Origin of the sequence: Nonomuraea sp. NPDC001636, assembly GCF_040298265.1 — a bacterium.
Taxonomy (GTDB): Bacteria; Actinomycetota; Actinomycetes; order Streptosporangiales; family Streptosporangiaceae; genus Nonomuraea.
On the sequence record NZ_JBEOZT010000028.1, the window covers coordinates 73,957 to 96,654 of the forward strand.

25 protein-coding genes are annotated in these 22,698 nt (G+C 70.8%); 12 read left to right on the forward strand and 13 right to left on the reverse strand.

Annotation, left to right across the window (positions count from 1 at the left end):
- The first annotated feature begins 13 nt into the window (after window positions 1-13).
- Both ABT158_RS39375 and ABT158_RS39380 read left to right on the forward strand, forming a co-directional pair.
- Window positions 14-637: a TetR/AcrR family transcriptional regulator gene (locus tag ABT158_RS39375; RefSeq protein ID WP_352362508.1), complete on the forward strand. Its 624-nt coding sequence runs from the start codon at window positions 14-16 to the stop codon at window positions 635-637.
- A gap of 196 nt (window positions 638-833) precedes the next feature.
- Window positions 834-1,694, forward strand: coding sequence for an aminoglycoside phosphotransferase family protein (locus tag ABT158_RS39380; protein WP_352362510.1), 861 nt, complete (start codon window positions 834-836; stop codon window positions 1,692-1,694).
- A 215-nt stretch (window positions 1,695-1,909) separates the two neighbouring features.
- Here ABT158_RS39380 and ABT158_RS39385 read toward each other — a convergent pair whose 3' ends face one another.
- The 3 genes from ABT158_RS39385 to ABT158_RS39395 all read right to left on the reverse strand — a co-directional run bounded on the left by ABT158_RS39385 (window position 1,910) and on the right by ABT158_RS39395 (window position 5,532).
- A complete protein-coding gene (locus ABT158_RS39385; protein ID WP_352362512.1) occupies window positions 1,910-3,439 on the reverse strand; it encodes an FAD-dependent monooxygenase in 1,530 nt (509 codons plus the stop codon).
- A gap of 119 nt (window positions 3,440-3,558) precedes the next feature.
- A complete protein-coding gene (locus ABT158_RS39390) occupies window positions 3,559-4,833 on the reverse strand; it encodes an erythromycin esterase family protein (RefSeq protein ID WP_352362514.1) in 1,275 nt (424 codons plus the stop codon).
- 45 nt (window positions 4,834-4,878) lie between these two features.
- Window positions 4,879-5,532, reverse strand: coding sequence for a CatB-related O-acetyltransferase (locus tag ABT158_RS39395; protein WP_352362516.1), 654 nt, complete (start codon window positions 5,530-5,532; stop codon window positions 4,879-4,881).
- A gap of 278 nt (window positions 5,533-5,810) precedes the next feature.
- Between ABT158_RS39395 and ABT158_RS39400 the strand changes: the two genes are divergently transcribed.
- The 3 genes from ABT158_RS39400 to ABT158_RS39410 all read left to right on the forward strand — a co-directional run bounded on the left by ABT158_RS39400 (window position 5,811) and on the right by ABT158_RS39410 (window position 8,294).
- Complete coding sequence (locus tag ABT158_RS39400; RefSeq protein ID WP_352362518.1) at window positions 5,811-6,734, forward strand: GNAT family N-acetyltransferase; 924 nt, start codon at window positions 5,811-5,813, stop codon at window positions 6,732-6,734.
- Between the two features lie 82 nt (window positions 6,735-6,816).
- Window positions 6,817-7,425, forward strand: a complete 609-nt coding sequence (locus ABT158_RS39405) for a TetR/AcrR family transcriptional regulator (RefSeq protein WP_352362520.1) — start codon at window positions 6,817-6,819, stop codon at window positions 7,423-7,425.
- A 293-nt stretch (window positions 7,426-7,718) separates the two neighbouring features.
- On the forward strand, window positions 7,719-8,294 hold the full coding sequence (locus tag ABT158_RS39410; RefSeq protein ID WP_352362522.1) for a GNAT family N-acetyltransferase: 576 nt from the start codon (window positions 7,719-7,721) through the stop codon (window positions 8,292-8,294).
- Window positions 8,295-8,702: 408 nt separating this feature from the next.
- Here the strand turns inward: ABT158_RS39410 and ABT158_RS39415 are convergent, their stop codons facing one another.
- Entirely contained in the window at window positions 8,703-9,605 is a 903-nt protein-coding gene (locus tag ABT158_RS39415; RefSeq protein ID WP_352362524.1) for a LysR family transcriptional regulator, read from the reverse strand.
- A gap of 150 nt (window positions 9,606-9,755) precedes the next feature.
- Here ABT158_RS39415 and ABT158_RS39420 point away from each other — a divergent pair, with 150 nt between their 5' ends.
- Entirely contained in the window at window positions 9,756-10,061 is a 306-nt protein-coding gene (locus ABT158_RS39420; protein ID WP_352362526.1) for a DUF1330 domain-containing protein, read from the forward strand.
- A 196-nt stretch (window positions 10,062-10,257) separates the two neighbouring features.
- Here the strand turns inward: ABT158_RS39420 and ABT158_RS39425 are convergent, their stop codons facing one another.
- The 4 genes from ABT158_RS39425 to ABT158_RS39440 form a co-directional block, all read right to left on the reverse strand.
- Complete coding sequence (locus tag ABT158_RS39425; protein WP_352362528.1) at window positions 10,258-10,557, reverse strand: hypothetical protein; 300 nt, start codon at window positions 10,555-10,557, stop codon at window positions 10,258-10,260.
- 317 nt (window positions 10,558-10,874) lie between these two features.
- Window positions 10,875-11,324, reverse strand: a complete 450-nt coding sequence (locus ABT158_RS39430) for a hypothetical protein (protein WP_352362530.1) — start codon at window positions 11,322-11,324, stop codon at window positions 10,875-10,877.
- Window positions 11,325-11,743: 419 nt separating this feature from the next.
- On the reverse strand, window positions 11,744-12,667 hold the full coding sequence (locus ABT158_RS39435) for an NADP-dependent oxidoreductase (protein ID WP_352362532.1): 924 nt from the start codon (window positions 12,665-12,667) through the stop codon (window positions 11,744-11,746).
- Between the two features lie 62 nt (window positions 12,668-12,729).
- Window positions 12,730-13,467: an SDR family oxidoreductase gene (locus ABT158_RS39440; RefSeq protein ID WP_352362534.1), complete on the reverse strand. Its 738-nt coding sequence runs from the start codon at window positions 13,465-13,467 to the stop codon at window positions 12,730-12,732.
- 93 nt (window positions 13,468-13,560) lie between these two features.
- Between ABT158_RS39440 and ABT158_RS39445 the strand changes: the two genes are divergently transcribed.
- Window positions 13,561-14,400: a LysR family transcriptional regulator gene (locus tag ABT158_RS39445; protein WP_352362536.1), complete on the forward strand. Its 840-nt coding sequence runs from the start codon at window positions 13,561-13,563 to the stop codon at window positions 14,398-14,400.
- A 106-nt stretch (window positions 14,401-14,506) separates the two neighbouring features.
- Here ABT158_RS39445 and ABT158_RS39450 read toward each other — a convergent pair whose 3' ends face one another.
- Entirely contained in the window at window positions 14,507-15,334 is an 828-nt protein-coding gene (locus ABT158_RS39450; RefSeq protein WP_352362538.1) for an SDR family oxidoreductase, read from the reverse strand.
- 57 nt (window positions 15,335-15,391) lie between these two features.
- Between ABT158_RS39450 and ABT158_RS39455 the strand changes: the two genes are divergently transcribed.
- Window positions 15,392-15,874, forward strand: coding sequence for a MarR family winged helix-turn-helix transcriptional regulator (locus tag ABT158_RS39455; protein ID WP_352362540.1), 483 nt, complete (start codon window positions 15,392-15,394; stop codon window positions 15,872-15,874).
- Between the two features lie 17 nt (window positions 15,875-15,891).
- On the opposite strand, the gene ABT158_RS39460 is transcribed toward ABT158_RS39455, so the two are convergent.
- Window positions 15,892-16,620 (reverse strand): TetR/AcrR family transcriptional regulator C-terminal domain-containing protein, encoded by a 729-nt coding sequence (locus ABT158_RS39460; protein ID WP_352362542.1) that lies wholly within the window; start codon window positions 16,618-16,620, stop codon window positions 15,892-15,894.
- A gap of 85 nt (window positions 16,621-16,705) precedes the next feature.
- Here ABT158_RS39460 and ABT158_RS39465 point away from each other — a divergent pair, with 85 nt between their 5' ends.
- On the forward strand, window positions 16,706-17,539 hold the full coding sequence (locus ABT158_RS39465; RefSeq protein WP_352362544.1) for an alpha/beta fold hydrolase: 834 nt from the start codon (window positions 16,706-16,708) through the stop codon (window positions 17,537-17,539).
- 30 nt (window positions 17,540-17,569) lie between these two features.
- On the opposite strand, the gene ABT158_RS39470 is transcribed toward ABT158_RS39465, so the two are convergent.
- Window positions 17,570-18,388, reverse strand: coding sequence for an alpha/beta fold hydrolase (locus ABT158_RS39470; RefSeq protein WP_352362546.1), 819 nt, complete (start codon window positions 18,386-18,388; stop codon window positions 17,570-17,572).
- A 59-nt stretch (window positions 18,389-18,447) separates the two neighbouring features.
- Here ABT158_RS39470 and ABT158_RS39475 point away from each other — a divergent pair, with 59 nt between their 5' ends.
- From ABT158_RS39475 to ABT158_RS39485, 3 genes are all read left to right on the forward strand, one after another.
- Window positions 18,448-19,359, forward strand: coding sequence for a LysR family transcriptional regulator (locus ABT158_RS39475; RefSeq protein ID WP_352362548.1), 912 nt, complete (start codon window positions 18,448-18,450; stop codon window positions 19,357-19,359).
- Window positions 19,360-19,458: 99 nt separating this feature from the next.
- Window positions 19,459-20,040, forward strand: coding sequence for an SDR family NAD(P)-dependent oxidoreductase (locus ABT158_RS39480; protein ID WP_352362692.1), 582 nt, complete (start codon window positions 19,459-19,461; stop codon window positions 20,038-20,040).
- A 16-nt stretch (window positions 20,041-20,056) separates the two neighbouring features.
- Window positions 20,057-20,488, forward strand: a complete 432-nt coding sequence (locus tag ABT158_RS39485) for a hypothetical protein (protein ID WP_352362550.1) — start codon at window positions 20,057-20,059, stop codon at window positions 20,486-20,488.
- A gap of 53 nt (window positions 20,489-20,541) precedes the next feature.
- On the opposite strand, the gene ABT158_RS39490 is transcribed toward ABT158_RS39485, so the two are convergent.
- Both ABT158_RS39490 and ABT158_RS39495 read right to left on the reverse strand, forming a co-directional pair.
- Window positions 20,542-20,934 (reverse strand): hypothetical protein, encoded by a 393-nt coding sequence (locus tag ABT158_RS39490; RefSeq protein ID WP_352362552.1) that lies wholly within the window; start codon window positions 20,932-20,934, stop codon window positions 20,542-20,544.
- Window positions 20,935-21,226: 292 nt separating this feature from the next.
- Window positions 21,227-22,663, reverse strand: a complete 1,437-nt coding sequence (locus ABT158_RS39495; protein ID WP_352362554.1) for an alpha/beta hydrolase — start codon at window positions 22,661-22,663, stop codon at window positions 21,227-21,229.
- Window positions 22,664-22,698: the final 35 nt, after the last annotated feature.

Here is a 22,698-nt window from a genome sequence, read left to right on the forward strand (position 1 = left end):
CGCGAGGTAGCGCATGACCGCTGACAAGCCCCTGCGGGCCGACGCCCAGCGCAAGCGCGACGCCCTGCTCGCCACCGCCCGGGAGGTCTTCGACGCCGGTGGCTTCTTCGACCTGCGCTTCGATGATTTCGCCCGGCTGGCCGGGGTGGGTACGGGCACGCTGTATCGCCACTTCCCCACCCGGGAGGCGCTGGCCGAGGCGGTCTACCACGGAGAGATCGCCGCGCTGTGCGATCGTGTCCGCCAGTTGCAAGCCGCGCTGCCCGCGGCGGAGGCCTTGGCGACCTTCCTGCGCGGCATGGTCGACCACATAGCTGCCCACGAGGGCCTGGCCCGGACGCTGTCCACCCTCATGGCCACCCGCTCGGACGCCCTCGCCGAGGGCAGCCGGGCGCTGGAGCAGGCTGTCACCGACCTGGTGGCCGCCGCCGTGCGGGAGGGCACCGTTCGTGACGACGTGGATGCCGGTGCCGTGATGATGGCGCTGCATGGCATCGGTGCGGCCCACGACCGCCCCGGCTGGCGGGCCGAGGCCGACGGTGTCATCACCCTCGTGCTGGACGGGCTTCGCAGCTCGGCGGCCATCCGTACGCCTTCCGGAAGGAGAGGTGCGAACAGCGGCACGGCATCGAGTTGAGACCGGCAGAAGTGGTTGATCAAATGGTCTGTTTCGAGCCCGTCACGCTGAGGGCGTTCACTGTGAGTGGTCATTCGGCGCGGCGTCGGCGTGCGCACCCTGGCCGATCCGTCGCGAAGCGCACCACGGAGACGACCAGGCAAAGTCGGCTGCAGCGCCTACGTTCGTCAAGGTCATCCCGCACTATCGTTGCGGCATGAACACCCCAGCGGCGGAAGCCGACATCGACGACGACCTGGTCGACCGCCTGATCCGCGTGCAGCACCCGGATCTGGCGGGGCCGCTCACCCTCGTCGCCAACGGCTGGGACAACGTCATCTACCGCCTGGGGACAGACCTGTCCGTACGGCTGCCGCGCCGCCAGGTCGCCGTCGACCTCATCGTCAACGAGCAACGCTGGCTGTCGGTCCTGGCCGGGTACGTCGAGGTCGCGCTGCCCATACCCGTCAGGGTCGGCGTGCCCGGCGAGGGCTACCCGTGGCCGTGGACGATCGCGCCCTGGTTCGACGGCCGCACGGCCGCCGACGTGCCGCCGCCCGACCGCTCCGGCATCGCCGTTCCGCTGGCCGACTTCATGACAGGACTCCACCGGCCCGCACCGCCTGACGCACCGCGTAACCCCGTCCGCGGCGTCCCGCTCACCGTCCGCGACGAAGTGGTACGGCAACGCCTGCGGTTCCTTTCCCGATCAGCTGAGCTTCTCCCGCTCTGGGAGAAGCTGGTCGCCCTCCCGTCCTGGCAGGGCCCCGCGCTCTGGCTCCACGGCGACCCGCACCCGGGAAACCTCCTGCTCGACGGGGGAGAGCTGGCGGCTGTCCTGGACTTCGGCGACCTCACCAGCGGCGATCCCGCCACCGACCTTGCCGCCGCGTGGCTGGTGTTCGACGAGAACGCGCGCGAGGTCTTCCGATCACACGTGGACGCCGACGAGGTGACCTGGGAGCGCGCACGGGGCTGGGCCATCGTCATGGGCACTGCTCTGGCCGCCCACTCGGCCGACAACCCCAGCATGGCGGCCGTCGGCGAGCACGTCCTCGACCAGGTGCTTCTCACCTAGAGGTGTGACGTAGCGCCTGATGGAGGACGGTGTGGCGGCCGGGCGCTGGTGCGGCCGCCCCTCGCACTGTCCGGCGAGCACCGGCAGAAGCCGGTCGACCGGTTGCTGCCCTGATCCGGTCGGGCGCGGACGCGTAACCGCTCTGCGGCTTGGATCAGCGGCATCACGGCCAGGGCGACGGAACAGGCCACATCATGGATGGCTTCCTTTGATCGTCAGGGTGTTCCGAACCATCTGGAGAGCGCTTCGCGCAGCGCGGGGGCGGCGCTGTCGGCGGGTTCGTCGATGGTCGCGGCCCAGGCGATGTGAGCGTCCGGGCGGATCAGCAGGATGTCGGCCGGCCGTTCGCCGGTCTTGGCGGTGTGGAGGTCGACGCGCCGCCGCCAGTCCCGCGCGGTCTCGTGGAGATCCGCGCGGTCGGCGAGGTCGAGCAGGACGGGCCGGGCGGGATGCAGGAGCTCGGCGACGCTGGTGATGCCCCGATCGGTGTGCAGGGTGAGATCCGGGGCGAACGTGCCGGTCAGCGGGTGATGGCCGGTGCCGGGCATCGGGTAGCGAATGTCCGTCCCGGCGACCAGCGCTCCCATCCGGCGCAGCGGTTGTTCGTCGGCGAGCAGTTCGGTGAACACCTCCCGCAGCGCCTCGGCGGCCGCGTCGTGGCCGCGCCGCAACGCCACCTGAGCCCGGGTGTGCAACATGGTGCGGGCGCCGGCGAGGTGGCGTTCGTCGTGGTAGGTGTCCAGCAGGCCGGCAGGGGCCCAGCCGTGCAGGTCGGCGGCCAGTTTCCAGGCCAGGTTGACCGCGTCCAGCATGCCGGCGTTGATGGCCACGCCGGTGGCCGGGAACAGGTGCGCCGCATCCCCGGCCACCATGACGCGCCCGGCCCGGTAGCGTTCGGCCTGGCGGGCCTTGAAGGTGAAGCGGGACAGCCGGGTCGATCCGGCCAGCGGCAGGCGCGCGCCGAGCACGCGGTGGATGCTGTCCTGGAGCTCGGTCAACGTCATCGGGACGTCGTCGTCGTACTCGGTGCTCTCGTCCTCGATCGTGTAGAGGGAGACGCTCGTGGCGCCGGGTGAGGAGCCGAGGCCGAACAGGCCGTGGTCGGTGCGGGTGAAACCGGCGCGGACGATGCCGTGGCCGGGGACGTCGAGATCGCCGTTGCCGAGTACGGTCACCGTGCCGGGCAGTGTGACCTGGGCCAGCCGGTTGACCTCGGGGTAGACGGTGCCCGGGAAGCCGATGCCGGCCCAGTCACGGACGCGGCTGCGGGCGCCGTCACAGCCCACCAGGTAGCGGGCGCTCACCTGAAAGAGCCCGTCAGGGCCGCGTACGTCCACGATCACCGCGGCGTCGTCCTGGCTGATGCCGGTCACCTCGTGCCCGCGCCGGACGTCCACCTCGAGTTCGGCGGCGCGCTCGTCGAGCAGGCGCTCCAGCTGCTGCTGCGGCAGCGGCAGGGCGTGCAGGGGCGGGTCGGCCATCTGGGTGAAGTCCAGGTGCACGCCGCCGAAGGGGAACCGGGGCGCCGGGGCCGGGCCGGGGCAGGCGGCTTCGAAACGTTCCAGCAGGCCGCGGCAGCGCAGCAGTTCCAAGATCTGCCCGCCCAGACCACCGGCCTTGGGAGTGTCACGGCGGTGCGGGTGCCGCTCCAGCACCAGCGGCCGTACCCCGGCCAGGCGCAGCTCGTTCGCCAGCATGAGCCCGGTCGGGCCGGCTCCCACAATGATCACGTCAGCGTCCGGCATGGTTCACTCTCCTGGCGGGTCTCGTCGTGTCCTGGTGCGATCTGATCGTCAGCAACCGGTTCAAAGGTTGTGGCCTCGGTGTGGCCGGGCCGGGATGGTGCAGCCTCATGTCGTGGTCCCTAGTGCGTGATGTCGGCGACGGTGGAGGTCGGAGTGCTGAGGACGGCGTCGAACGCGTCCAGGACGGGCGTGTGCAGGTAGGCGCTCTGGATCCGGTAGCGGTCGGGGCCGGGAGTCTGCCGGGGCGCCTGCCGGAGATCGGCGACGCTCAGCCCGCGTCCGGCGTCGGCGAAGGCGGCTTCGATGCTGCCCGGCTCGGGCGGCTGCAGCGGGACGTCGTCGATGGCGAAGCCGAAGCGGGCGTTCTCGTCGGGGCGCATGTCGGCGGTGTGCCCCGTGACGCTGGTCAGGGCCAGGGCGAGGTAGTCGTCGCCGAGCCGGTTGTGCAGGTGCTGACCCATGGGGAGCCCGGTGAGGCGGCCGTCGAAGGAGACGGACGTCTTCTGGATGTGGGCGTTGTGGGCGGCCAGCACGACGCGGGTGCCGGGGTCGGAGCGCTGCAGGTGCCACAGGACGGACTCGGCCATGTAGACGTCGCGGGCTGAGGTGTCGGCGGTCCACCCGGTGCCCGCGTACAGGCCGGCCATGGCGCGGAAACCGTAGTCGGCGTGGCAGGCGGCCTCCAGACGGCGCAGGGCGATGTCGTAGCTGGGCCGGTCGCCGCGGGAGACGTACAGCATCTCGACGGCGCGGAAGCGGATGCGCAGCCGCATCAGGATCGCGGTGAGAGCGTCCTGGTCGGCGGCGGGCAGGCGGGTCCAGACCGGTGCGGCCGAGGCGGCGGAGGCGCCCGCGAACGATCCGGCTATGCGCATCGCCTGCTCGACGGCCGGCAGGGTCTCGGGGTCGATGTCGCGGAGGTAGTCGGCGACGGGAGCCAGGGCGGGCAGCAGGGAGCCGCCGGCGGCCGGGATGTCGATCCCGGCGAACCGCATCGGCGCCTCGGCGGTGGCGGCGTTGTGCCGGCGCATCCAGCGCAGCGGCTCCTCCACGCCCACCGGGACGGCCGTGGCGAGGTGCGCGGACAGGTCGTCGTCGGCGCCCTGGCCCTGGGCCCAGGCATCGAGGGCGACGCCTTCGCTGAAGCCGTACTCGAAGGCCAGGACGGTGAAGCCGCAGCGCTCGGCCAGGAACCGCAGGAGACGCTGCCGCAGGTGTGCGAACTCGGTGATGAAGTGGGAGTTCTCACCGATCGCCACGACCCGCGCGTCGCCGACCAGCGCGCGCAGCGGCTCCAGGTCGTCCAGCGGCGCCTCAGGGTCGAGGTGGGTGAGCGGGACGGCGCGGTCGCCGAGCCAGTCGGTGAACGGATGGGGGTGGGACGAGGCAGGCATGCCGAAAGCTCGATTCTGGTGTGCCGGTAGGGATGGGAGTACGGGTCACCGCACGTGGGGCGGCGCGGGGGCCGCCTGCTCCAGGTCCTCGATGCTGCCGGACATGATCGTGCGCAGGTGCCGGGTGATGAGTGGCAGCGGCCAGTCCCACCAGGCCACGGCCAGGAGGCGGTCGATGTCGGCGTCGGTGTGGCGGCGGCGGATGAGCTTGGCCGGGTTGCCGCCGACGATGCCGTAGTCGGGAACGTCGTCCACCACGACGGCGCCGGAGGCGATGATCGCCCCGTGGCCGATGCGGACACCCGGCATCACCATGGACCGGTAGCCGAACCAGACGTCGTTGCCCACCACGGTGTCACCCCGCCCGGGCAGGCCGGTGATGAGATCGAAGTGCTCGGCCCAGGAACCGCCCATGATCGGGAAAGGGAACGTCGAGGGGCCGTCCATGCGGTGGTTGGCGCCGTTCATGATGAACCGCACCCCCTCACCGAGCGCGCAGAACTTGCCGATGACCAGCTTCTCCGGCCCGTAGTGGTACAGCACGTTGCGGGTCTCGAAGGCGGTCGGATCATCGGGGTTGTCGTAGTAGGAGAACTCGCCGACTTCGATCAGCGGCGAGGTGACCAGCGGCTTGAGCAGCACGACGCGGGGCTGGCCGGGCATCGGATGCAGCACGGTCGGCTCGGGGGGAACAGGCATCACGCGATCGTCCTCTTCCATGGGGTGGCGAACGTCGGGCCTCACTGGGGCGTCGCTAGCACTGGTGATGACCTGGCAGTTCCTATCGGCACGGAACGACCCGTGCCGATAGGATGATGTCCAAGAAGGCCCTCTGGTGTCAAGTACGGCACGTGCCGTACCGTTAAAGCGCGTGACCGACACGCCCCCCGTCGCAGTGCCGACCGGACCGGGGCGACTGACATGTACCGCACCGAACGGGGCGCTCTCCGCGCGCCCGTCTACTTTCCGGAGGACCTGTGCTTTTCCGTCCCACGGTCGAGGCCGAACTCGACCGCCTGCTCGGCTGCGTCGTGGACGCGTCCATCAGCTGGGCTCATCCCGAGCGGCTGCTGTCCTTCCTCGAATCCGGCAACTACCGCCACGCGTGGATCTGGGTCGCCGAGGAGAGCGGCGAGATCATGGCCCGCGCCGTGTGGTGGGGCTCGCCCGACGCAGGCAAGCCTCTCGCGCTGGACTGCCTCTACGTTCACCCCTCGGTCGACGACCCCGTCGGCCTGGCCGCCGACCTGCTCGCCCACGCCCACGCCGCCTACGACGACAAGCCCGCCTACCACGTGTTCGTCTCCAACGGCTGGCGCGACGACCCGAAGACCGCGGCCGCGATCGCCTGGCGCCGGACGGCCGCGGGCCGCGCGGGACTGACCGAGGAACTGGAACGGCTGCGCTACGAGTGGACCCCCGACGTCGAGGTGCCCAAGCCGTCGGGCCGGCTGGAGTTCCGCGGCGAGGACGACGACGAGGTGTTCGTCGAGGCGTTCCGCCGGGTGGCCGTCGGCACGCTCGACCATCACACCCGCCAAGCCCTGCTCACCATGGACCCGGTCGCGCAGGCTCGCGAGGACGTCGCCGGCTACCGCTCCATGCCCGGCGACCGCTCCTGGTGGCGCCTGGCCTACCTTGAGGACGGCGACCTGGTCGGCGTCGCGCTGCCGTCGGCGAACAGCGGCGGCCCGGTGGTCGGCTACCTCGGCGTGGTGCCCGAGCACCGCGGCCGCGGCTACGTCGACGACCTGCTCGGCGAGATCACCCGCAGCCACGCGGAACGCGGCGCGCAGCGGATCGTCGCCGACACGGACGCGGGCAACGTCTCGATGGCCCGCGCCTTCGAACGCGCCGGCTACCGCAATTTCGCCGTCCGCCTGGTCCTGTCCCACACCTGACCGACCGCCCGGCGCCGAACCCGCGTCACCAGGTCCGTGCAGCGTGTCGGCACGGAACGTATCGTACCGATAAGGTGTCGGCATGACTGACACGCGCCACCGCCGCGGTGCCGACCGGACCGAGGCCATCATGCGAACCACACTGGAGCTGGGCCAGGAGATCGGCTACGCCAAACTCAGCATCGAAGCGGTGGCGGCCCGCGCCGGCGCCGGCAAGCACACCATTTATCGCCGATGGCCGTCCAAGGGAGCCCTGCTGCTCGATTCGCTGCTGTCACTGCACGAGTCCGACCTGGACTACCCCGACACCGGCGACATCATCGCCGATCTGCGCCGACAGACCTACGCGGCCATCGATCTCATCGGCAGGCCCCCCTTCGGCCCCCTGTATCAGGCCCTGGTCGGCGAGGCCCAGTACGACCCCCGGGTCGCCGCCGCGCTCAACGAGCGCTTCATCGCCCCCCAGACCAGCAAGACCGTCGCCCGGCTGAAGAGAGCCCAAGAGCAGGGTCAACTGGCGCCCGGGTTCAATCTGGACCTCGCGATGGCGATCCTGTCCGGTCCGCTGTACTTCCAGTTCCTCATCACCCATGAACCGCTGACTCATGAGTATGTCGACCAGATCCTCGACGCCCTCTTCGCCGGCATGGGCCCAGGCGACGCACGTGTGCGTCCAGCACCGGGCCGCTGAGCTCGTCCGTCCGGCAGGTTTCTCAATCGGGGTGAGCGACGACCTTTCCCGCGTGGAAGCCTTGGACCGATGCCCTCTTAAGCCGCACCGGCCGCGGCATCCGAGCTTCGCGGTACGTCGTTGCCGACGTCCTCGCCGACGCCCCCAGACGGCGCCGACGACCCCGCCAGCCCTGTGACACCCGGCCAATCCCGCCCCGGCTCCTGTAGGGCGATCGCCGCGTCGTTGTCGGAGACGCCGTCCGCAGTAATTCGTTTGTGTGTCACCACAGCCCGCTGTCAGTATCAGGGCCCATGCGTCACCCTCTTGACACGCTGGACTGGCCGATTTCCACCGAACGGCTGCTGTTGCGCCGAGCCGCCCCCGACGACCTGGACGCGACCTGGGTCTATCGGCAGCTGCCGGAGACTCACGAATGGATCGCGGCCGCCACAGAGACCTACGACGACTACCGTGAACGTTTCCTCAGCGAGGAGCGGCTCGTAGACCTGCTCATCATCGAACTGGACGGCCGGGTAATCGGCGACCTGACCCTGAGGGTCCAGGACGGTTGGGCCCAGGAAGAGGTCGCTGACCAGGCGAAAAACGTCCAAGGAGAGCTCGGGTGGACGCTCGACCCCGCCTACGGCGGCAAGGGCTACGCCACCGAAGCGGTACGCGCCCTCATCGACATCTCCTTCAAGAGTCTTGGCCTGCGCCGCCTGCACGCGGACTGCTTCTACGACAACGAAGCCTCGTGGCGGCTGATGGAGCGGGTCGGGATGCGCCGCGAGCAGCACACGGTGAGAGACTCACTCCACCGCACCAAGGGATGGCTCGACGGTCTCTCATACGCGCTCCTGGCCGAGGAGTGGCCCGCTCACGAGTGATGACGGCGGAGACGCTCAGGAGCCCTCGCCGGGACGAAGATCACGCTGTCACGCGCAGAGAACTTCGGACGAGGTGTTGAGAAACCATCGATTCTTCGACACCCAGCACGGATATCGACACCACCGACATCCGAACGGTGGCTGGCGTCAAGCATTGACCGACGTCCTCGACGGCGGGCGTTCCCGCCGGCTCCCCGTGCCTGTCGGGGTCGGGGCGACTAAGGCGCGATAGCCGCCGAGATCTCGGACCGGACCCGGGGCCATCATCGGATGCCGACCCGCCGGCGTAGCGAGGTCGTGTCGGACATTCAGCAAGACCACCGACGTCGTCATCACCGCGATGTCCGCCGGGCGCGAGGTCTTCGGCCTTGCCGGCGCAGGCGTCCGTCTCGCTTGACCGCTTGCGCGTCAGTCCGACAGCCAGTGCAGCTCGTGCGCCAGGGCTTTTGCGACGGCACGGATGCGGCGGTGAAGCGGCGACGGCTCGCGGGGGAGGACCAGGTGGATCGTGAGGCTGGGCGCGCCCCGCAGCGGTCGCCAGGTGAGACCGGCCGGTTGGGTCGTGACCGCGGCTTCTCCGGCCGGGGCGAGGGTGATCCCCTCGTGCAGGTCGCGTTGAGACATGTCGAAAGAGACCGCTGGCGTGTGGAATCGGGGGTGCAGTCGGGCGTCTCGGAACAGTGCGGACAGCTGATCGTGGATCACGGGGTTGGCCGCACGGTCCGGGAGTCGCAGAGGATACGCGGCCGCGTCGGCGATCTCGATCTCCGATCGTTGGGCCAGCGGATGGTGCTGCGCCAGCTGGACCCCGACGCGCATGCGGCGCAGCAGGAACCGGCGCACGCCACGGCCCGGCTGTTCACCGCGGGTGATCCCGGCATCGATGCGGCCGTCGGCGACCGCGGGGGAGATCTCCGGTGTCGCCATCGGGACCGCGCTGACCTGGAGTCCGCTGTTGCCGCGCATCAGCCTGTCCACCAGGGCCGGCACCGTCTCGGCCCCGGCGCTGAGGCTGTGTCCGATGCGCAACGTGCCCAGCTCGCCGGCCGCCGCGCTCCGGGCGGTGTCCCATGCCCGGTCCAGCGCCGCGAGCGCGGGCGGCGCGGACTCCGCCAAGGCCGCACCGGCCGTGGTCAACACGACGCTACGCGTGTTGCGGACCAGCAGGGCCGTACCGAGTTCCGCCTCCAAGCGGCGCATGCGGGCGCTGAGTGCGGGCTGTGCGATGCCGATCCGTGCGGCCGCGCGGGTGAAGTTCAACTCCTGCGCCAGCACCAGGAAGTACCGCAGGCTGACCGTATCCGGCGCCACGCGCCCTCCCTGCCGATTGATAACGATCCGTTCTGAGTCTATCCCGAACCGATCTTTCCCTCGGCCGCACATCAAGCCCTAACCTGCGCATATGACGATTCAACCGGCCGCAATACCCGTCGCCGGGATCGATCGATTCAGGAGGTTTCCATGGCTAAGGGCTACTGGGTCAGTGTCTACCCCGCCATTTCCGATCTGGAGAGCCTGACTGTCTACGACAAGCTGGCCGCTCCGGCTGTCCAGGCTGGGGGCGGGCGCAACCTGGCCCTCCTCCCGTCCCGTGGCGGTCGAGTCGTCGCCCACGAGGCCGGAATCACGCAACGTGTCGTTCTGATCGAGTTCGACAGCTTTGAACAGGCCGTCGCGGCATACGAGAGCGAGGCATACCAGAAGGCGCTGGTGGCCTTCCCCGACGGCGTTGAGCGCGACTTCCGCATCATCGAAGGCATCGACTGACAGTGAGGTTCGCTGGGCCGAGCGCGCCCGCTGGCCGAGTGCGCCGGCCCTCAGCAGCCCCCGGCGAGTCGCGGACTTCGCGGGCAGGCCCCCAAGCGCGCCCGCGATATCCGGCCACACCTCCACGGCATGCCCGGGCGACCGCGGGGCGGCCCCTCTAGGCATGGAGGGGCCGGCCTCTTGGGCTTGGTCGGAGTCAGACGGTGGTGGCGAGCCAGCCGATGGTTTCGCGGGTGTGGTGTCCGTCGCTCTTGGTGGCGCCGGCGAGGATCTCGTTGATGCGGATCCGGAAGCCCTGCGGCGTCACGTCCGCGATCCTGAGGCCGGGGGTCTCGGGTCCGTTGAAGGTCTGGACGAAGGGGATGACGATCACGCGTGACCCGGCGGGGAACGGGGTCGGGAACGTCACGTGGGTGAAGGTGGAGGTGTCGCCGCCGGTGGTGGCCACGGGGTTGGTGGAGTCCAGGTCGAGGATGCCGGTCTGGATCATGCTCATGCGGGGGCTCCTTGCGGTGAGAGGTACGGCTCCGGGTTTCGCGCCATGTGATCAGAATCCCGAGGCTCGCTACTTAACGTACATATATGAGCACTGTGAGTGATGTGTCGCGACAGTGAGGAACGCCTGCCCTCGCAGGCTCGCCCGCGACCAGGCGGTCCCGCTGGCCATGGCGGGCGACGACCGCGGTTCCCTGCCGCCGGGCTCGGTCCGAGCGTCCGGAGAGAAGTCCGACGCTTCCCGCCGCGATGACATGGCAGGGACGTTCGCCGCCGAGCAGTACGGTCCCCAGCCGTTTCACCTGCGGGCGTCGGCGCTCAGACCGCGCTCACCCAGTGCGCCATGATTCCGGTGCGCCCATCGCCGCCACTCTCGATGACGGCCTCGCCGGTCCCGATGCGGTAGGCGTGAAGTGTCACGACGTCTCCGGCGGCGAAGGTCTGCAGGAGCGTCTGCCCGGCGGTGGCTCGCAGTGTTGCATTGACGCCGGCCAGGCCGCTCTGTGCCTCACTGCCGGGAATGAGTACGCCATTGATGAACAACGCCGTGTGGACATACAGATGCGGCGACACCACAGCCACCGCGTTGAGGGCGTGATAGGAGACCTCCCACACGCCGGGGAAGGGGATCTGCAGGTCCGGAACCTCAGAGACCTTCTCGTGGACACGATCGGCACCCCTGAGCGGGTGGCCGAAGGCGAGCGGGCCCGTCTGGAGCCATACTTTCGAGGCTCCCTGCTGGGGAGGCGCGGTGCTGGGTGTTGGCATCTGGCACACCTTCCGGATGAGGGCTTTCCGCCCTTCGCTGGGGACGAGCCGCCGAACATGCGCGGGTCGTACTCGCATCGATGCGTCTCTCTGAGTATTCGTTCAACTCCGTTCTGTATTCGAGGGAGAGATTACTGTCCCTCTGGCCACATAAGCCCCACTACGGGCGCCCACGCTGCGGCCTGCGGAACGCTCTCCTTCGGGACTCGTCGCACGCACCAGAGCGGAGGGCCCTTGTCACCGAATCGTCTGCCTGGTTCTGCCGGACGACGACGCGGCGGAAGTTGCGACGCGAGGCTGGCCTGCCGAATGTGTCGCCCGGGTTGTCGCGGCCGATCAGGCGGGAGACCGGACAGTCCCGACGGGGATCCGCCTGCGGTTGAGCAAAGCCCTGGGCGCGCCGCGTCGCATGGCGCCGCTCAGGGTCTGAGCACGATCTTGCCGTGGGTGTGTCGGCGCTCGAGTTCGGTGTAGGCCTGGCGGACCTGCGTCAGCGGGTAGACGTTGGCGATCGGGACTTCGAGGTGTCCGTCGGCGATCAGGGCGGCCAGTTCGGCGAGTACCTCCGCGCCCGGCCTGGCGTCGGTTCCGGGCTCGGTCCTGACCCCGTATCTCGCGGCTGCCGCGAAATCGGCGATGGTGTCGATCCGCTCGACCGCGACGCCGAGGGCGAGGGCCGTTTCGACATACCCGCCGCCGTACGTGTCGATGAAGGCGTCGATGCCGCTCGGTGCGGCGGCCTCGATCCGGTCGGTGACGCCGTCACCGTAGGCGACCGGGATCACGCCGTGTGTTCGCAGCCACCCGTGGTTGTGCTCGCTCGCCAGGCCGATGACCGTGGCTCCGGCACGGCGCGCGAGCTGAACGGCGAACGAGCCGACTCCTCCGGCTGCCGCGGAGACGACGACGGTCTCCCCGATGTCGAGTCGTACGGAATGCACGGCCCGCCACGCGGTCACTCCGGCGACGTACAGGCCGCCCGCCACCTCCCAGGAGACGCCGTCCGGCTTGGGGGTGAGGTTGCCGACGTCGACCAGCACCAGCTCGGCCTGTGCTGCCCGCCGCTCGGAGAACCCGATCACCTCGTCGCCGACCGCGAATCGGTCGACTCCCGCGCCGACCTCGGCGACGATCCCGGCGAGGTCGCTGCCCTGCCCGGACGGAAAGGTCGAGGGAAAGATGTCGGCCATCGCACCTGTACGTATGGCCGCCTCGCCGGGGTTGATGCCTGCGGCCTGGACCCGTACGAGGACCTGCCCGCTCTCGGGCACCGGCCGGTCGACCTCGTCGACCCGCAACACCTCGATTCCACCGAACTCGTCGTATCTGACTGCCTTCGTCATTGTCCTGCTTCTCCTGTGGTGCGAGACGCGCGGCCGGCGTCGAGGGCGGGAAAGTGCGGCTGTTACCAGGGCACGGATCCGGCGTCGTCGAAGAATCCGCCGGTCGGGCCGTCGTCGGGCAGGGTCGCGAGGTGAATCGCGATGGCCGCACCCTGTTGTGGTGTGCGGACGCCTTGGAAGCCGTTGAGGTCGGTGGCGGTGAAGCCGGGGCAGGCGGAGTTGATCAGGATGTCGGTGCCGCTCAGTTCCTTGGCGTATTGGATGGTGAGGGCGTTGAGGAAGGTCTTCGAGGCCAGGTAGGCGGCGGGAACCGGGCCCATGTCGATGCCGGGGGTGGTTTGCAGGGCGAGCGAGCCGACGCTGCTGGACATGTTGACGATCCGCGGTGCTGCCGAGTCGCGCAGCATCGGCAGCACCGCGTTGGTGACCCGGATGACGCCGATCACGTTGGTCTCCACGACAGCCCGCACGGTCGCGGGCTCGACCGTGGTCGGTGTCTGCGGCATGCCGCCGGTGATCGCGGCATTGTTGACCAGGACGTCGAGCCCCCCGGCATGGCGGGCGATCAGCTCGGCCGCGGCGGTGGCACTTTCGTCGTCGGTGACGTCGAGCGGCACGCCGAACGCGTCGGTCCCCGCCGCGCGCAGCTTCTCGACGGCGGTGTCGCGGCGATGCTGGTCCCTCGCGCCCACGCCGATTCGCCAGCCAAGGGCGCCCAGGCCTGCGGCGATCTCGTATCCGATTCCCTTGTTCGCGCCGGTCACCAGCGCGATCGTCCGTTCTCTCATGCCGTCGATCATGTTGCGGACTCGGGTGGGGCGTCCAAGACCGGTCAGGTGGGCGGCGATACCGCACGGGTATCGGCCGTGGTCAGCGCTGGATACGATGAGCCGGTGGAGACGCGGGAGTTGCGGTACTTCGTCGCCGTGGCCGAGGAATTGCACTTCGGACGGGCGGCACAACGGCTCTCGATGGCGCAACCACCACTGTCGCGGGCGATCCAGCAGCTGGAGCGGCGGCTCGGCGTCGTTCTGCTGCACCGCACCGCTCGCGCCGTCGCCCTGACCGAGGCCGGGTCGGTGCTGCTACGGGAGGCCCGGCTCGCGCTCGACGCGGTCGAAGCCGCCGAGCGCCGCACCCGCCGCGCCGCGGCTGACCAGCCCGGTGTGGTCCTGGCCACCAAGGCCGGGGCGTCCAGGGAACTGCTGGCGAAGCTTCTGCACGCCTACGCCGCTGAACCGGGCTCGATGCCGGTCGAGGTGATGCTGTGCGGGCCGGGCGAGCCGGAGGGTCTGCTGCGCACCGGGCGTGCCGACGTGGCGCTGCTCCACCGGCCTTACGACACGACAGCCGGACTCGACGCCGAGGATCTGCACACCGAACAGCAGGTCGTGGTCCTGCCCAAGGGGCATCCCCTGGCCGACCGGGCGTATCTGTCGCTGGCCGAGGTGAAAGCCCAGGCGGACCTGCCCCTGCCGCGCTGGCCCGGACGGGATGGCGGCCATCCGGACGGCCCCGGACCGCGGGTGCGCGACCATACCCAACTGTTCCAGCTGATCGCGCTCGGGCTGGCCTGCGCCGTCGTCCCCGAGTCGCTCCGGGACCAGCTACGCGACGACTACGCCATCGTGCCGGTGCCGGACGCGCCGGCCGTCACGACCGTCATCGCCTGGCCGCCGCACAGCAGGTCCAAGGCCGTCGCCGACCTCGTCCGCACCGCGACACGTCTGTAGCGGAATACCTGCTGTCAGCACGGCGCACGACTGTGTCGAGCGCTGCCGGCCGCATTCGGCGGCCTGGTTCACGTTCCGCGCGGGCCGATCGGCCCTACTGCTCTCCTTAGCTGAACGCCGCGGCGTTGCGGGCTGCCCAGTCGGCGTAGGGGTGGGGCGCGTCGCCGGTCAGTTCGCGCACGGCCGGTGACACGTCCGCGGCCCTGCCGACGAACGAGGCGAACAGCGTGAGCACCGAGTCCACGACCGGCGCGGGGGTATGCGCGATCATCTGCTCGCGGGCCTGCTCGGGGGACAGTTCCTCCAGACGGAGGTCGCGGCCCAGGACCTCGCCGAGGATCCGTACCCGGTCGGCCGTCGTCAGGGAGGCGGGCCCGCTCAGCTCGTACGCCTTGCCCGCGTGCCCGTCGTCGAGCAGCGTCCGCGCGGCCACCGCGGCGATGTCGCGTTCGTCGATCGGCGCGGTGGCGGCCTCGGCGAACGGAGCACGCACCACCCCACCGTTCCTGACGCCGGGCGCCCACCGCAGGTCGTTCGCCATGAACGCGCCGGGACGCAGGAACGTCCACGGCAGCCCCGACCCGGCCACGGCCCGCTCGTACTCGGCGTGGGCGCTGCCCAGCACGCCGGCCTGCTTCATGGTCACCGCCAGCGCGGACAGCAGCACCACGTGCCCGAGGCCGGCCCTCGCGGCCTCGCGCAGGAAGCCGTCCACCTGGCCGGCAGCCGGGAGCAGGAACGCGCGGTCCGCTCCCCGCAACGCGGCCCGCAGGTCCTCCGCCTGCGACATGTCGGCCTTGACCACCTCCACGCCGTCGGGCAGGCCGGCCCGCTCGGGGTTGCGGCTGATCGCCCGGACCTGCTCGCCCGCCCCGAGCAGCAGATCCACCAGATGACGTCCGACGTTCCCCGTGGCGCCTGTCACCAGAATCACGTCTACCTCACTTCGGATATCCGAACTGTTTGGATATGGGCACTGTAACCTGTGACCGTGACGGACCCCACTGCGCCCCCGCGACTGCCACGGCCCGAGGAGGTCAGGGAAGCCCTCGGCTTCGTACCCCTGGTGGAGGCGTACTTCCGGCGGGCCCAGGCCGAGATGCCGGACCGGATGCGGGAGATCTTCCGCAACCACGGGCTCACCGGGAGGCACGGCGCGGTCATCCCGCAGCTGACCGTCGAGGCGTCGCTCAGCGTGAGCGAGCTGGCCGACAGGATGGGCGTGTCACTGCCGACCGCGAGCGAGCTGGTGGGCGACCTCAGCCGGGCCGGCCTGGTCGAACGCCGGGAGGATCCGGCCGACCGCCGCCGCACCCTGGTGTCGCTGGCCCCTGACCATCGGGCCATGGTCGAGGGGTTCGTCGCCCTGCGTGCCGCGCCGCTGCTGCGCGTCCTGGACACCCTCTCGCCGTCGGACCGGCAGGGGTTCGTGGCGGGACTGATCGCGTGGGCGCACGAGGTGCGCAACTGGTGACGCCCCGGGCCCCGGCGCTATGACGGGGACGGGGTCGCGCAGCGGGTGGCGAGGCCGTCCAGGAGGCAGTCGAGGCCGAACGTGAAGCGCCGCTCGCTCTCGCGTTCGACGTCGATCTCGCCCGTGGCGGCCATCCGGCCGGCCAGCGTCGGGTGGCGTTCGGCGACCTGACGCAGGTAATCGGCCGCCTGCTCGGCCCAGCCGGACCCGGTCCCGCTCATCCGGGCCAGCGTGTCGCGCCAGGCGACCTCCGCGATGACCGCGCCGACCACATGGTCGTTGACGGCGGCCAGGGCGGCGTCGAGGTCGGTACCGGCGAACCCGGCGCTCTCCAGCAGGCGCAGCCCGGTCTCGGCCAGGGCGAGCGCGTTCGGGCCGAGGTTGGGCCTGACGGTCAGCTCGGACAGGGCCCACCGGTGACGCAGCAGCATGGCGCGGTTGCTGCGGGCCAGCGCGGCCAGGCCGTCCCGCCAGCCGGACGTGCCGGGGCCGGCGCGCACCTCGCCCAGCACCCGGTCGAGGGCCAGCTCCAGCAGGTCGTCCTTGGTGTGGACGTACCAGTAGAGCGACCCGGCGGTCACCCCCAGCTCGGTGGCGACGCGGCGCATCGACAGCCCGCGATGACCCTCGGCGTCGAGGACGGCGACCGCCACCTCGACGATCCGCTCGCGGGTGAGCTGACGGTCGCGCGGCGGCCGCTCGGGACGCAGCCACACGGACCCGCCGGAGGACTCTGACGACGGCACCCGATCACCCTACCCGCCTTGACGTCGCCTTCCATTCCCTTATACAACGTTCAAGAATATTAAACACTGTTCAAGGAGGAGTCGGATGTCCGCCCCCACCCTGATGTTCCGCCCGAACGGCCCGCTGCCGGGCGACGTGCACGTGACCGCGCTCGGCCCCGAGTCCGGGCCGCCGGCGGTCTTCGTGCACGGCTCCACGAGCTGGGGCGACGACCCGGTGTACGGGTTCGCGGCGCAACGCCCGCTGGCCGGCCGGTTCCGGCTGCTGCTGATGGACCGCCGGGGCTACGGCGGCAGCCCGGACGCCGGCGACAGGTTCCCCGGCGACTACCTGGCCGACGCCGACGACGTCGCCGAACTCCTCGGCGCGGGCGCGCACCTGGTCGGCCACTCCTACGGCGCCGTCGGAGCCATGATCGCGGCGGCGCGGAGGCCGGAGGCGGTGCGCTCCCTCACCCTGGTCGAGCCCGGCTGCTACCAGGCGGCAGCCGACCACCCCGCCGTGGCCGAGGCGCTGCGCGCCAACCGCGCCGCCTACGCCGACCTTCCCGACCTGACGCCCGAGGAATGGCTGCGCGCCGCCGCCGGCTCGACCGGCATGCCCGAGCCCGGCACGGGCGATCGGCGGTTGCGCGCGGCCGCCACGGCGCTGCGCGAACGCGTCTGCTGGGAGGCGGGCCTCCCGCTGCCGGCGCTGCGGGCGGCGTCCTTTCCCAAGCTGGTCGTCTCGGGCACCTGGGAGGACGCGCCCGGCCCGTATCGGGAGCGCGGCGGCGTCCCTCTCATGGCCTGCGCACGGGTCACGGCCGAGCGGATCGGCGCCCGGCACGAGCAGGTGCCGGGCAGCGCCCACTACCCGCACGTCGAGGCGCCGGAGCGGCTGAACGCGCTGCTCGCGGCCCTCTGGTCCGGCGCCTGACCGCCCCCGAAGCGGCACGGGAGAGGCCCGTCAAGCCAGGAAGAACGTGGCCAGCGTGCGGGCGACCAGTGCGGGGTCGTTCTCCATGGGGATGTGACCGGCCTCGGCGACCCGCACCAGCGTGGTGTCCGGCACCTCGCCGGCGAACCGCTGCGCGTAGCCGACCTGCTGGAAGGTGTCGTCCTCGCCCCACACCAGCAGCTTCGGCGCGTCGCAGGCGAGCAGGGCGGGCATCAGGTCGAGGGTGTAGCGGCTGTCGGCGGCGCCGGCCAGCGCCATCCAGGACCGTCCCACGCGCGGTTCGCGCCACGGGTCGAGGTAGTCGTCCACCTCTTCTTCGGTGACAGGCCGGGCCAAGGCGGTGGTGACGGCCACGCGCCGGGAGGCGAGCAAGTCCTCCACGGTGGTGGCGGCGACCACGGCGGGGTCGCGGTAGCGCGCCACGCCGGGCACCGGCCAGGAGTCGTAGCTCACCGAGTTGACCAGCGCCAGCCGGGGGACCGGCAGCTCGCCGCCGACCAGCAGGTGCTGGGCGACCGCGCCGCCGATGTCGTGCCCGGCCACGCCCGCGGGCGCGTCCATGCCGAGCGCCGCCGCGAACCGCGTCACCCAGGCGGCCAGCGCGGGCACGGTGGCCGTCTCCAGCGTCAGTTCGCCTTCCGAGCGGCCCAGGCCGGGAAGGTCGACCGCGACCGGGCGCAACCCGGCCGCGGCCAGGTCGTCGAGCACCGGCAGCCAGACGCGGCTCCAATACGTGCCGTGGAGCAACAGGACCTGCGGGCCGTGCTCGCCCGCCGTCAGATAGCTGGCCGTACGGCCGTCGACGTCGATCGTCATGCGTGTGGACATGGCCATAACCATCAGGGAATGGACCAAGGCCGGTCAAATACCACTTAGGGTATGGCCCCATGACGTTGACGCAGCTCCGAGCGCTGATCGCGGTGGCCGAGCAAGGCGGGTTCACCGCGGCGGCGGACCTGCTCGGCATGTCCCAGCCCGCTGTCAGCCGCGCTGTCGCGAGCCTCGAACGCGAGCTCGGCGCCCCCCTGTTCGTCCGTCACACCGACGGCATCGCGCTCACCGAGGCCGGGCGGCGCGCCCACCTTCGCGCCCGTGAGGCTCTGCGGCACTTCGACCTGATCCGTGCGGAGGTGGCAGCCGCCGCCGGTGAGGTCACCGGGCCGCTCCGGCTGGCCAGCCTGCCCAGTGCCACCGGCACCCTCATCGCCCACCGGTTGCGGACCTTCACCGATCGCCACCCCCAGGTCCAGGTACGCCTGTTCGAGGGGACCGACGACGACGTCCGCGGCTGGCTGCGCGGGGGCGCGGCCGAGGTCGGGGTGGTCACGCTCCCGGCCCCCGGCCTGCACACGATCCCGCTCAGCACGCATGAGATGGTCGCCGTGGTGCCGGCCGGCCATCCGCTGGCGGAGCAGGAGACGGTGCACATCACCGACCTGACCGGGCAGCCGTTCATCCTCACCACGGCGGGCTGCCGTCCGCTCATCACCCAGGCGGCACGCCAGTCCGGTGTTCAGCTCGACGTCGCCTACGAGGCCGGCGGCCAGTCGGCCATCCTCGAAATGGTGGCCGCGGGCCTGGGGGTCAGCATCGTGCCCACGCTCGGCCTGCCGGCCCAGCTCGGACCGGTCACGACCAGGCCGCTCGAACCGCGCCTCACCCGGACGCTCGCCCTGGCCGTCCTGTCGCCGAGCGACTGCGGACCCGCCGTGCGGGCCTTCCTCGACCTGGTCGAACAAAGATCCCCGGCAGGCTCGGAGCCTGACGGGCCGTGGCCGGCGTTCTCCTCGTCATCGTGATGCCACGGTGGTTGCGATGCGGACGAATGCCGCGAGTGCGGGTGCTCGGCTTCCTTGCGGCCAGGCGAGGACGAGGGTGGTGGGCTCGGCGTCGGTGAGGTGCACGCCATCATGCTCGACATCACCGACGCGGCGACGATCGAGGCCGCCGCCGACCGGATCGGCGACCGCTTCGGCCGGCTCGACGTGCTCGTCAACAACGCCGGGATCTCCGGCAGCTCCGGGCCCACGGCGCCGGCCACAGCCGACCTCGACCTGGTCAGGCGGGTGTTCGAGACCAACTTCTTCGGTGTCATCGCGGTGACCAACGCCATGCTGCCGCTGCTGTCGCGCTCGGCGGCGGCCCGCATCGTCAACGTGTCCAGCGGGATCGGGTCGCTCGCCCGCATGACCGATCCGGAGCACTACATGTCCCGGCTGGCGGGGCACGCGGCGTACCCGCCCTCGAAGACGGCGCTCAACGCCTTGAGCGTGCAGTACGCCAAGGACCTTCGGGAACGGGGCATCCTCGTCAACGCCTGCACCCCTGGACCCTGCGCGACGGACTTCACCCGGCACCTCGGCCTCCCCGTCACCCGCACGGCCGACGACGGCGCCGCGATCATGGTGCGACTGGCCACCCTGGGCGCGGACGGCCCGACCGGAGGGTTCTTCGACGACGACGGCGTGGTGCCCTGGTGATCGCTTCCGCGACTTCGTGACGGCCTTCGCCACCTCGCCGGAGAAGATCGGACGGGACCTGTCCGAGGTGATCTTCCTGCCGCCCGACAACCATCCGCAGCTCGCCGGTGAGCCCCGCCCACCGGCGTCACGGCGTCCCGGGGCGTCACCGACGCCGCCGACGCCGCCCAGATGGACCGGGTGGCCGGGGAGCGTGGAGGTCGCTCCGCTGGGATACCTTCCGCACCTGAAGTCGCACAAAGTGGCGCACATCAACTTCGAGGCACAGGGCTGGGGCCAGACCACGGTGTCCCTGGACGTGAAGTTGAAGGTGCACGACCCCAGTGGCGCCGCCGGCGTCAACATCGACCGCATCCGGATGGCGGCCCACGCGTTGCGCCAGCACCGTGGCGGCTACCTCGACGAGGCCGGGCCACTGCTCAAATCCCCGCTCGGCACCGCCGTCTGATCGGCGGACACGTAAGCGGTCACTCGACGCTTCTGTGCGGTTGGAGCGATCCTTCAGCGGATGGTGAGGCTGCGGCTGTCCTCGTCGTTGAAGGGCGGCATGATGCCGGCGAAGGTGGCGCTGGCGTCCACTTGGTCGCCGCGCTGGAAGGTGGTGAAGGTGGCGTTGATGGTGAGGTTCTCGTTGTGGCGCCGGCCGTCACACATGACCTCGTCGGTGCCGCCGTTGGGTGCGCCCCAGCTGAACCACAGGGTGCCGACGACTCTGGCCAGCTGGGTGTCGGTGCAGGTGTAGGTGACGTTCATGACGGCGGTCGTGGTGGGGCTGCCTTGGGCGGTGACGGAGTTGAGGGTGATGGAGGCGTCCTGTGCCACGGCGGGGGAGGCGGTTGCGGTCAGGAGTGCGGTCGCCAGGAGGAGACTGCCGGCGAGAGGGCGGGGTCTCATGGGGGAGATCCCTCGGTTGATAACTCTGTGTAGCTAATCATTACCCTTAGTTGCCATTGTGCACAGCTGTGGGTGCTTGGCACCTGCTGGACGACGGCCGGCTGCGCCGCAGGCAGCGTCCGGTGCAGCTGCAGGGCGTGCTCAGCACGGGGCAGGTGACGGCGGCCAGGTCGTCCGGGGAAAGCGGCCGGCCCCGTCCGGCGACACCTCGGCGGAGGCGGAGAACAGCGGCGGCGGCGGACGAGACCGGTACGACGCGGTGGCCGGGAACTCAGCGCACGTCACACAGGGCTCAGTGGCAGACCGTGCCGGGCGTGGGAAGCGTTCCGGAGATCAGGTAACGGTCGATGCTGCCGGTCGCGCAGGCGTTGCGCAGGTATGAGGTGTGTCCGTCGCCGTCATAGGTCAGCACCTGGGCCCCCTTGATGCCCCTGGCCAGGCTCTTGGCCCAGGCGAGCGGCGTCGCAGGGTCATGCGTGTTCCCGACCAGCAGAACGGGCGGCGCCTGGGTGATGTGCACCGGCCGCTGCGGATTGGACGGCGGGACGGGCCATCCCAGGCATCCGGTCGTCATGTCCCAGAACTCCGACGTCCCGCGCATGTGCGGGGCCCTCCGCGTGACGTCCCGAGCCCGCGTCCTGAGCTGCGCGAATCCGTTGATCTCCGGGTCGATGTCCTGGCAGAGGACCGCCCGGTAGGCCGAGGTCGTCGCGGGGTTGTCCAGCGCCTCGGCCCGCATCTGCCCGAAGAGCGCCGCATCGCCCTGCTCGGCCTGGACGATGCCCTGTGCCAGACCGCCGTTGAACTCCGGGGCCATCGTGAGCATCGCGTACGCGACGTAGCGCAGTTCGTCCGCCGTCAGCGGGCGCCCGCCGGTCACCGGGATCGGCCTCTCCTCCGCCTTGCGCACCAGCGCGTCCCATACCTGCGGAACGGACCGGCCGTGCAGCTCACATTCCTGGGTCCGCTCGCACCACCCGGCGAACCTGTTGAACCCGTCCTCCACCGCCGTCGCGGCATCGCGCACCATCCGGCGCGAGCTCATCCCGTGATCGACGATCCCGTCCAGGGCCATCGCGCGTACCCGGTCGGGGAACCGCCGCGCGTACTCGGTGCCGAGCATGCTCCCGTAGGAGCGTCCGAGGTAGGTGACCTGCTCCTCGCCCAGCGCGGCCCGCACCGCGTCGAAATCCCGTGCCACGCTCCCGGTGTCCACGTGCCGGATCAGCGGCCCGCAACTCTCGCCCACGGCCCGGTTGTGCGCGACGAGCCGGTCGTACTCCTGCCGCGTCCCGGGGAACTGCGTGACGGCCGGATCGTGCACCGCCTTCCCGCATTGGATCTGCTCGCTGCCACCGACCCCGCGCGGATCGATCCCGACGATGTCGAACCGCTCGCGCAGCTCGTCGGAGAAGAAGTACGGCGCCCAATCCCGCACCAGGTCGGCCGCCCCCGTCCCTGGTCCGCCCGGGTTGTAGAACAGCGTCCCGATCCGTTGTCCGGTGGCCTTGCGTCGCGTCATGTTCAGCGAGACGCGAGGCCCGTCCGGCTGCGCCCAGTCCACCGGTACGGCGAGGGCGCCGCACTCGGCCCCCGGCTCCTTCCCGCAGGCTCGCCAGTCGATCGCGTCTGTGCTGGTCACGGTGGCTGATCGGGTCGCGGCGGCAGGGGCCGCCGGGACCGCCATCGCGATCAGCGCCAAGCCCGTGATGAGGGGGGTCCATTTCATGATCTAGATCGTCTCCCGCCCACCGGCCTCCGTCA

Coding starts and splice junctions, on each gene's coding strand:
- ABT158_RS39375 (WP_352362508.1), top strand. CDS start 14: ATGACCGCTGACAAGCCCCTGCGGGCCGACGCCCAGCGCAAGCGCGAC.
- ABT158_RS39380 (WP_352362510.1), top strand. CDS start 834: ATGAACACCCCAGCGGCGGAAGCCGACATCGACGACGACCTGGTCGAC.
- ABT158_RS39385 (WP_352362512.1), bottom strand. CDS start 3,439: ATGCCGGACGCTGACGTGATCATTGTGGGAGCCGGCCCGACCGGGCTC.
- ABT158_RS39390 (WP_352362514.1), bottom strand. CDS start 4,833: ATGCCTGCCTCGTCCCACCCCCATCCGTTCACCGACTGGCTCGGCGAC.
- ABT158_RS39395 (WP_352362516.1), bottom strand. CDS start 5,532: ATGCCTGTTCCCCCCGAGCCGACCGTGCTGCATCCGATGCCCGGCCAG.
- ABT158_RS39405 (WP_352362520.1), top strand. CDS start 6,817: ATGACTGACACGCGCCACCGCCGCGGTGCCGACCGGACCGAGGCCATC.
- ABT158_RS39410 (WP_352362522.1), top strand. CDS start 7,719: ATGCGTCACCCTCTTGACACGCTGGACTGGCCGATTTCCACCGAACGG.
- ABT158_RS39420 (WP_352362526.1), top strand. CDS start 9,756: ATGGCTAAGGGCTACTGGGTCAGTGTCTACCCCGCCATTTCCGATCTG.
- ABT158_RS39425 (WP_352362528.1), bottom strand. CDS start 10,557: ATGAGCATGATCCAGACCGGCATCCTCGACCTGGACTCCACCAACCCC.
- ABT158_RS39430 (WP_352362530.1), bottom strand. CDS start 11,324: ATGCCAACACCCAGCACCGCGCCTCCCCAGCAGGGAGCCTCGAAAGTA.
- ABT158_RS39435 (WP_352362532.1), bottom strand. CDS start 12,667: ATGACGAAGGCAGTCAGATACGACGAGTTCGGTGGAATCGAGGTGTTG.
- ABT158_RS39440 (WP_352362534.1), bottom strand. CDS start 13,467: ATGATCGACGGCATGAGAGAACGGACGATCGCGCTGGTGACCGGCGCG.
- ABT158_RS39465 (WP_352362544.1), top strand. CDS start 16,706: ATGTCCGCCCCCACCCTGATGTTCCGCCCGAACGGCCCGCTGCCGGGC.
- ABT158_RS39470 (WP_352362546.1), bottom strand. CDS start 18,388: ATGTCCACACGCATGACGATCGACGTCGACGGCCGTACGGCCAGCTAT.
- ABT158_RS39475 (WP_352362548.1), top strand. CDS start 18,448: ATGACGTTGACGCAGCTCCGAGCGCTGATCGCGGTGGCCGAGCAAGGC.
- ABT158_RS39490 (WP_352362552.1), bottom strand. CDS start 20,934: ATGAGACCCCGCCCTCTCGCCGGCAGTCTCCTCCTGGCGACCGCACTC.
- ABT158_RS39495 (WP_352362554.1), bottom strand. CDS start 22,663: ATGAAATGGACCCCCCTCATCACGGGCTTGGCGCTGATCGCGATGGCG.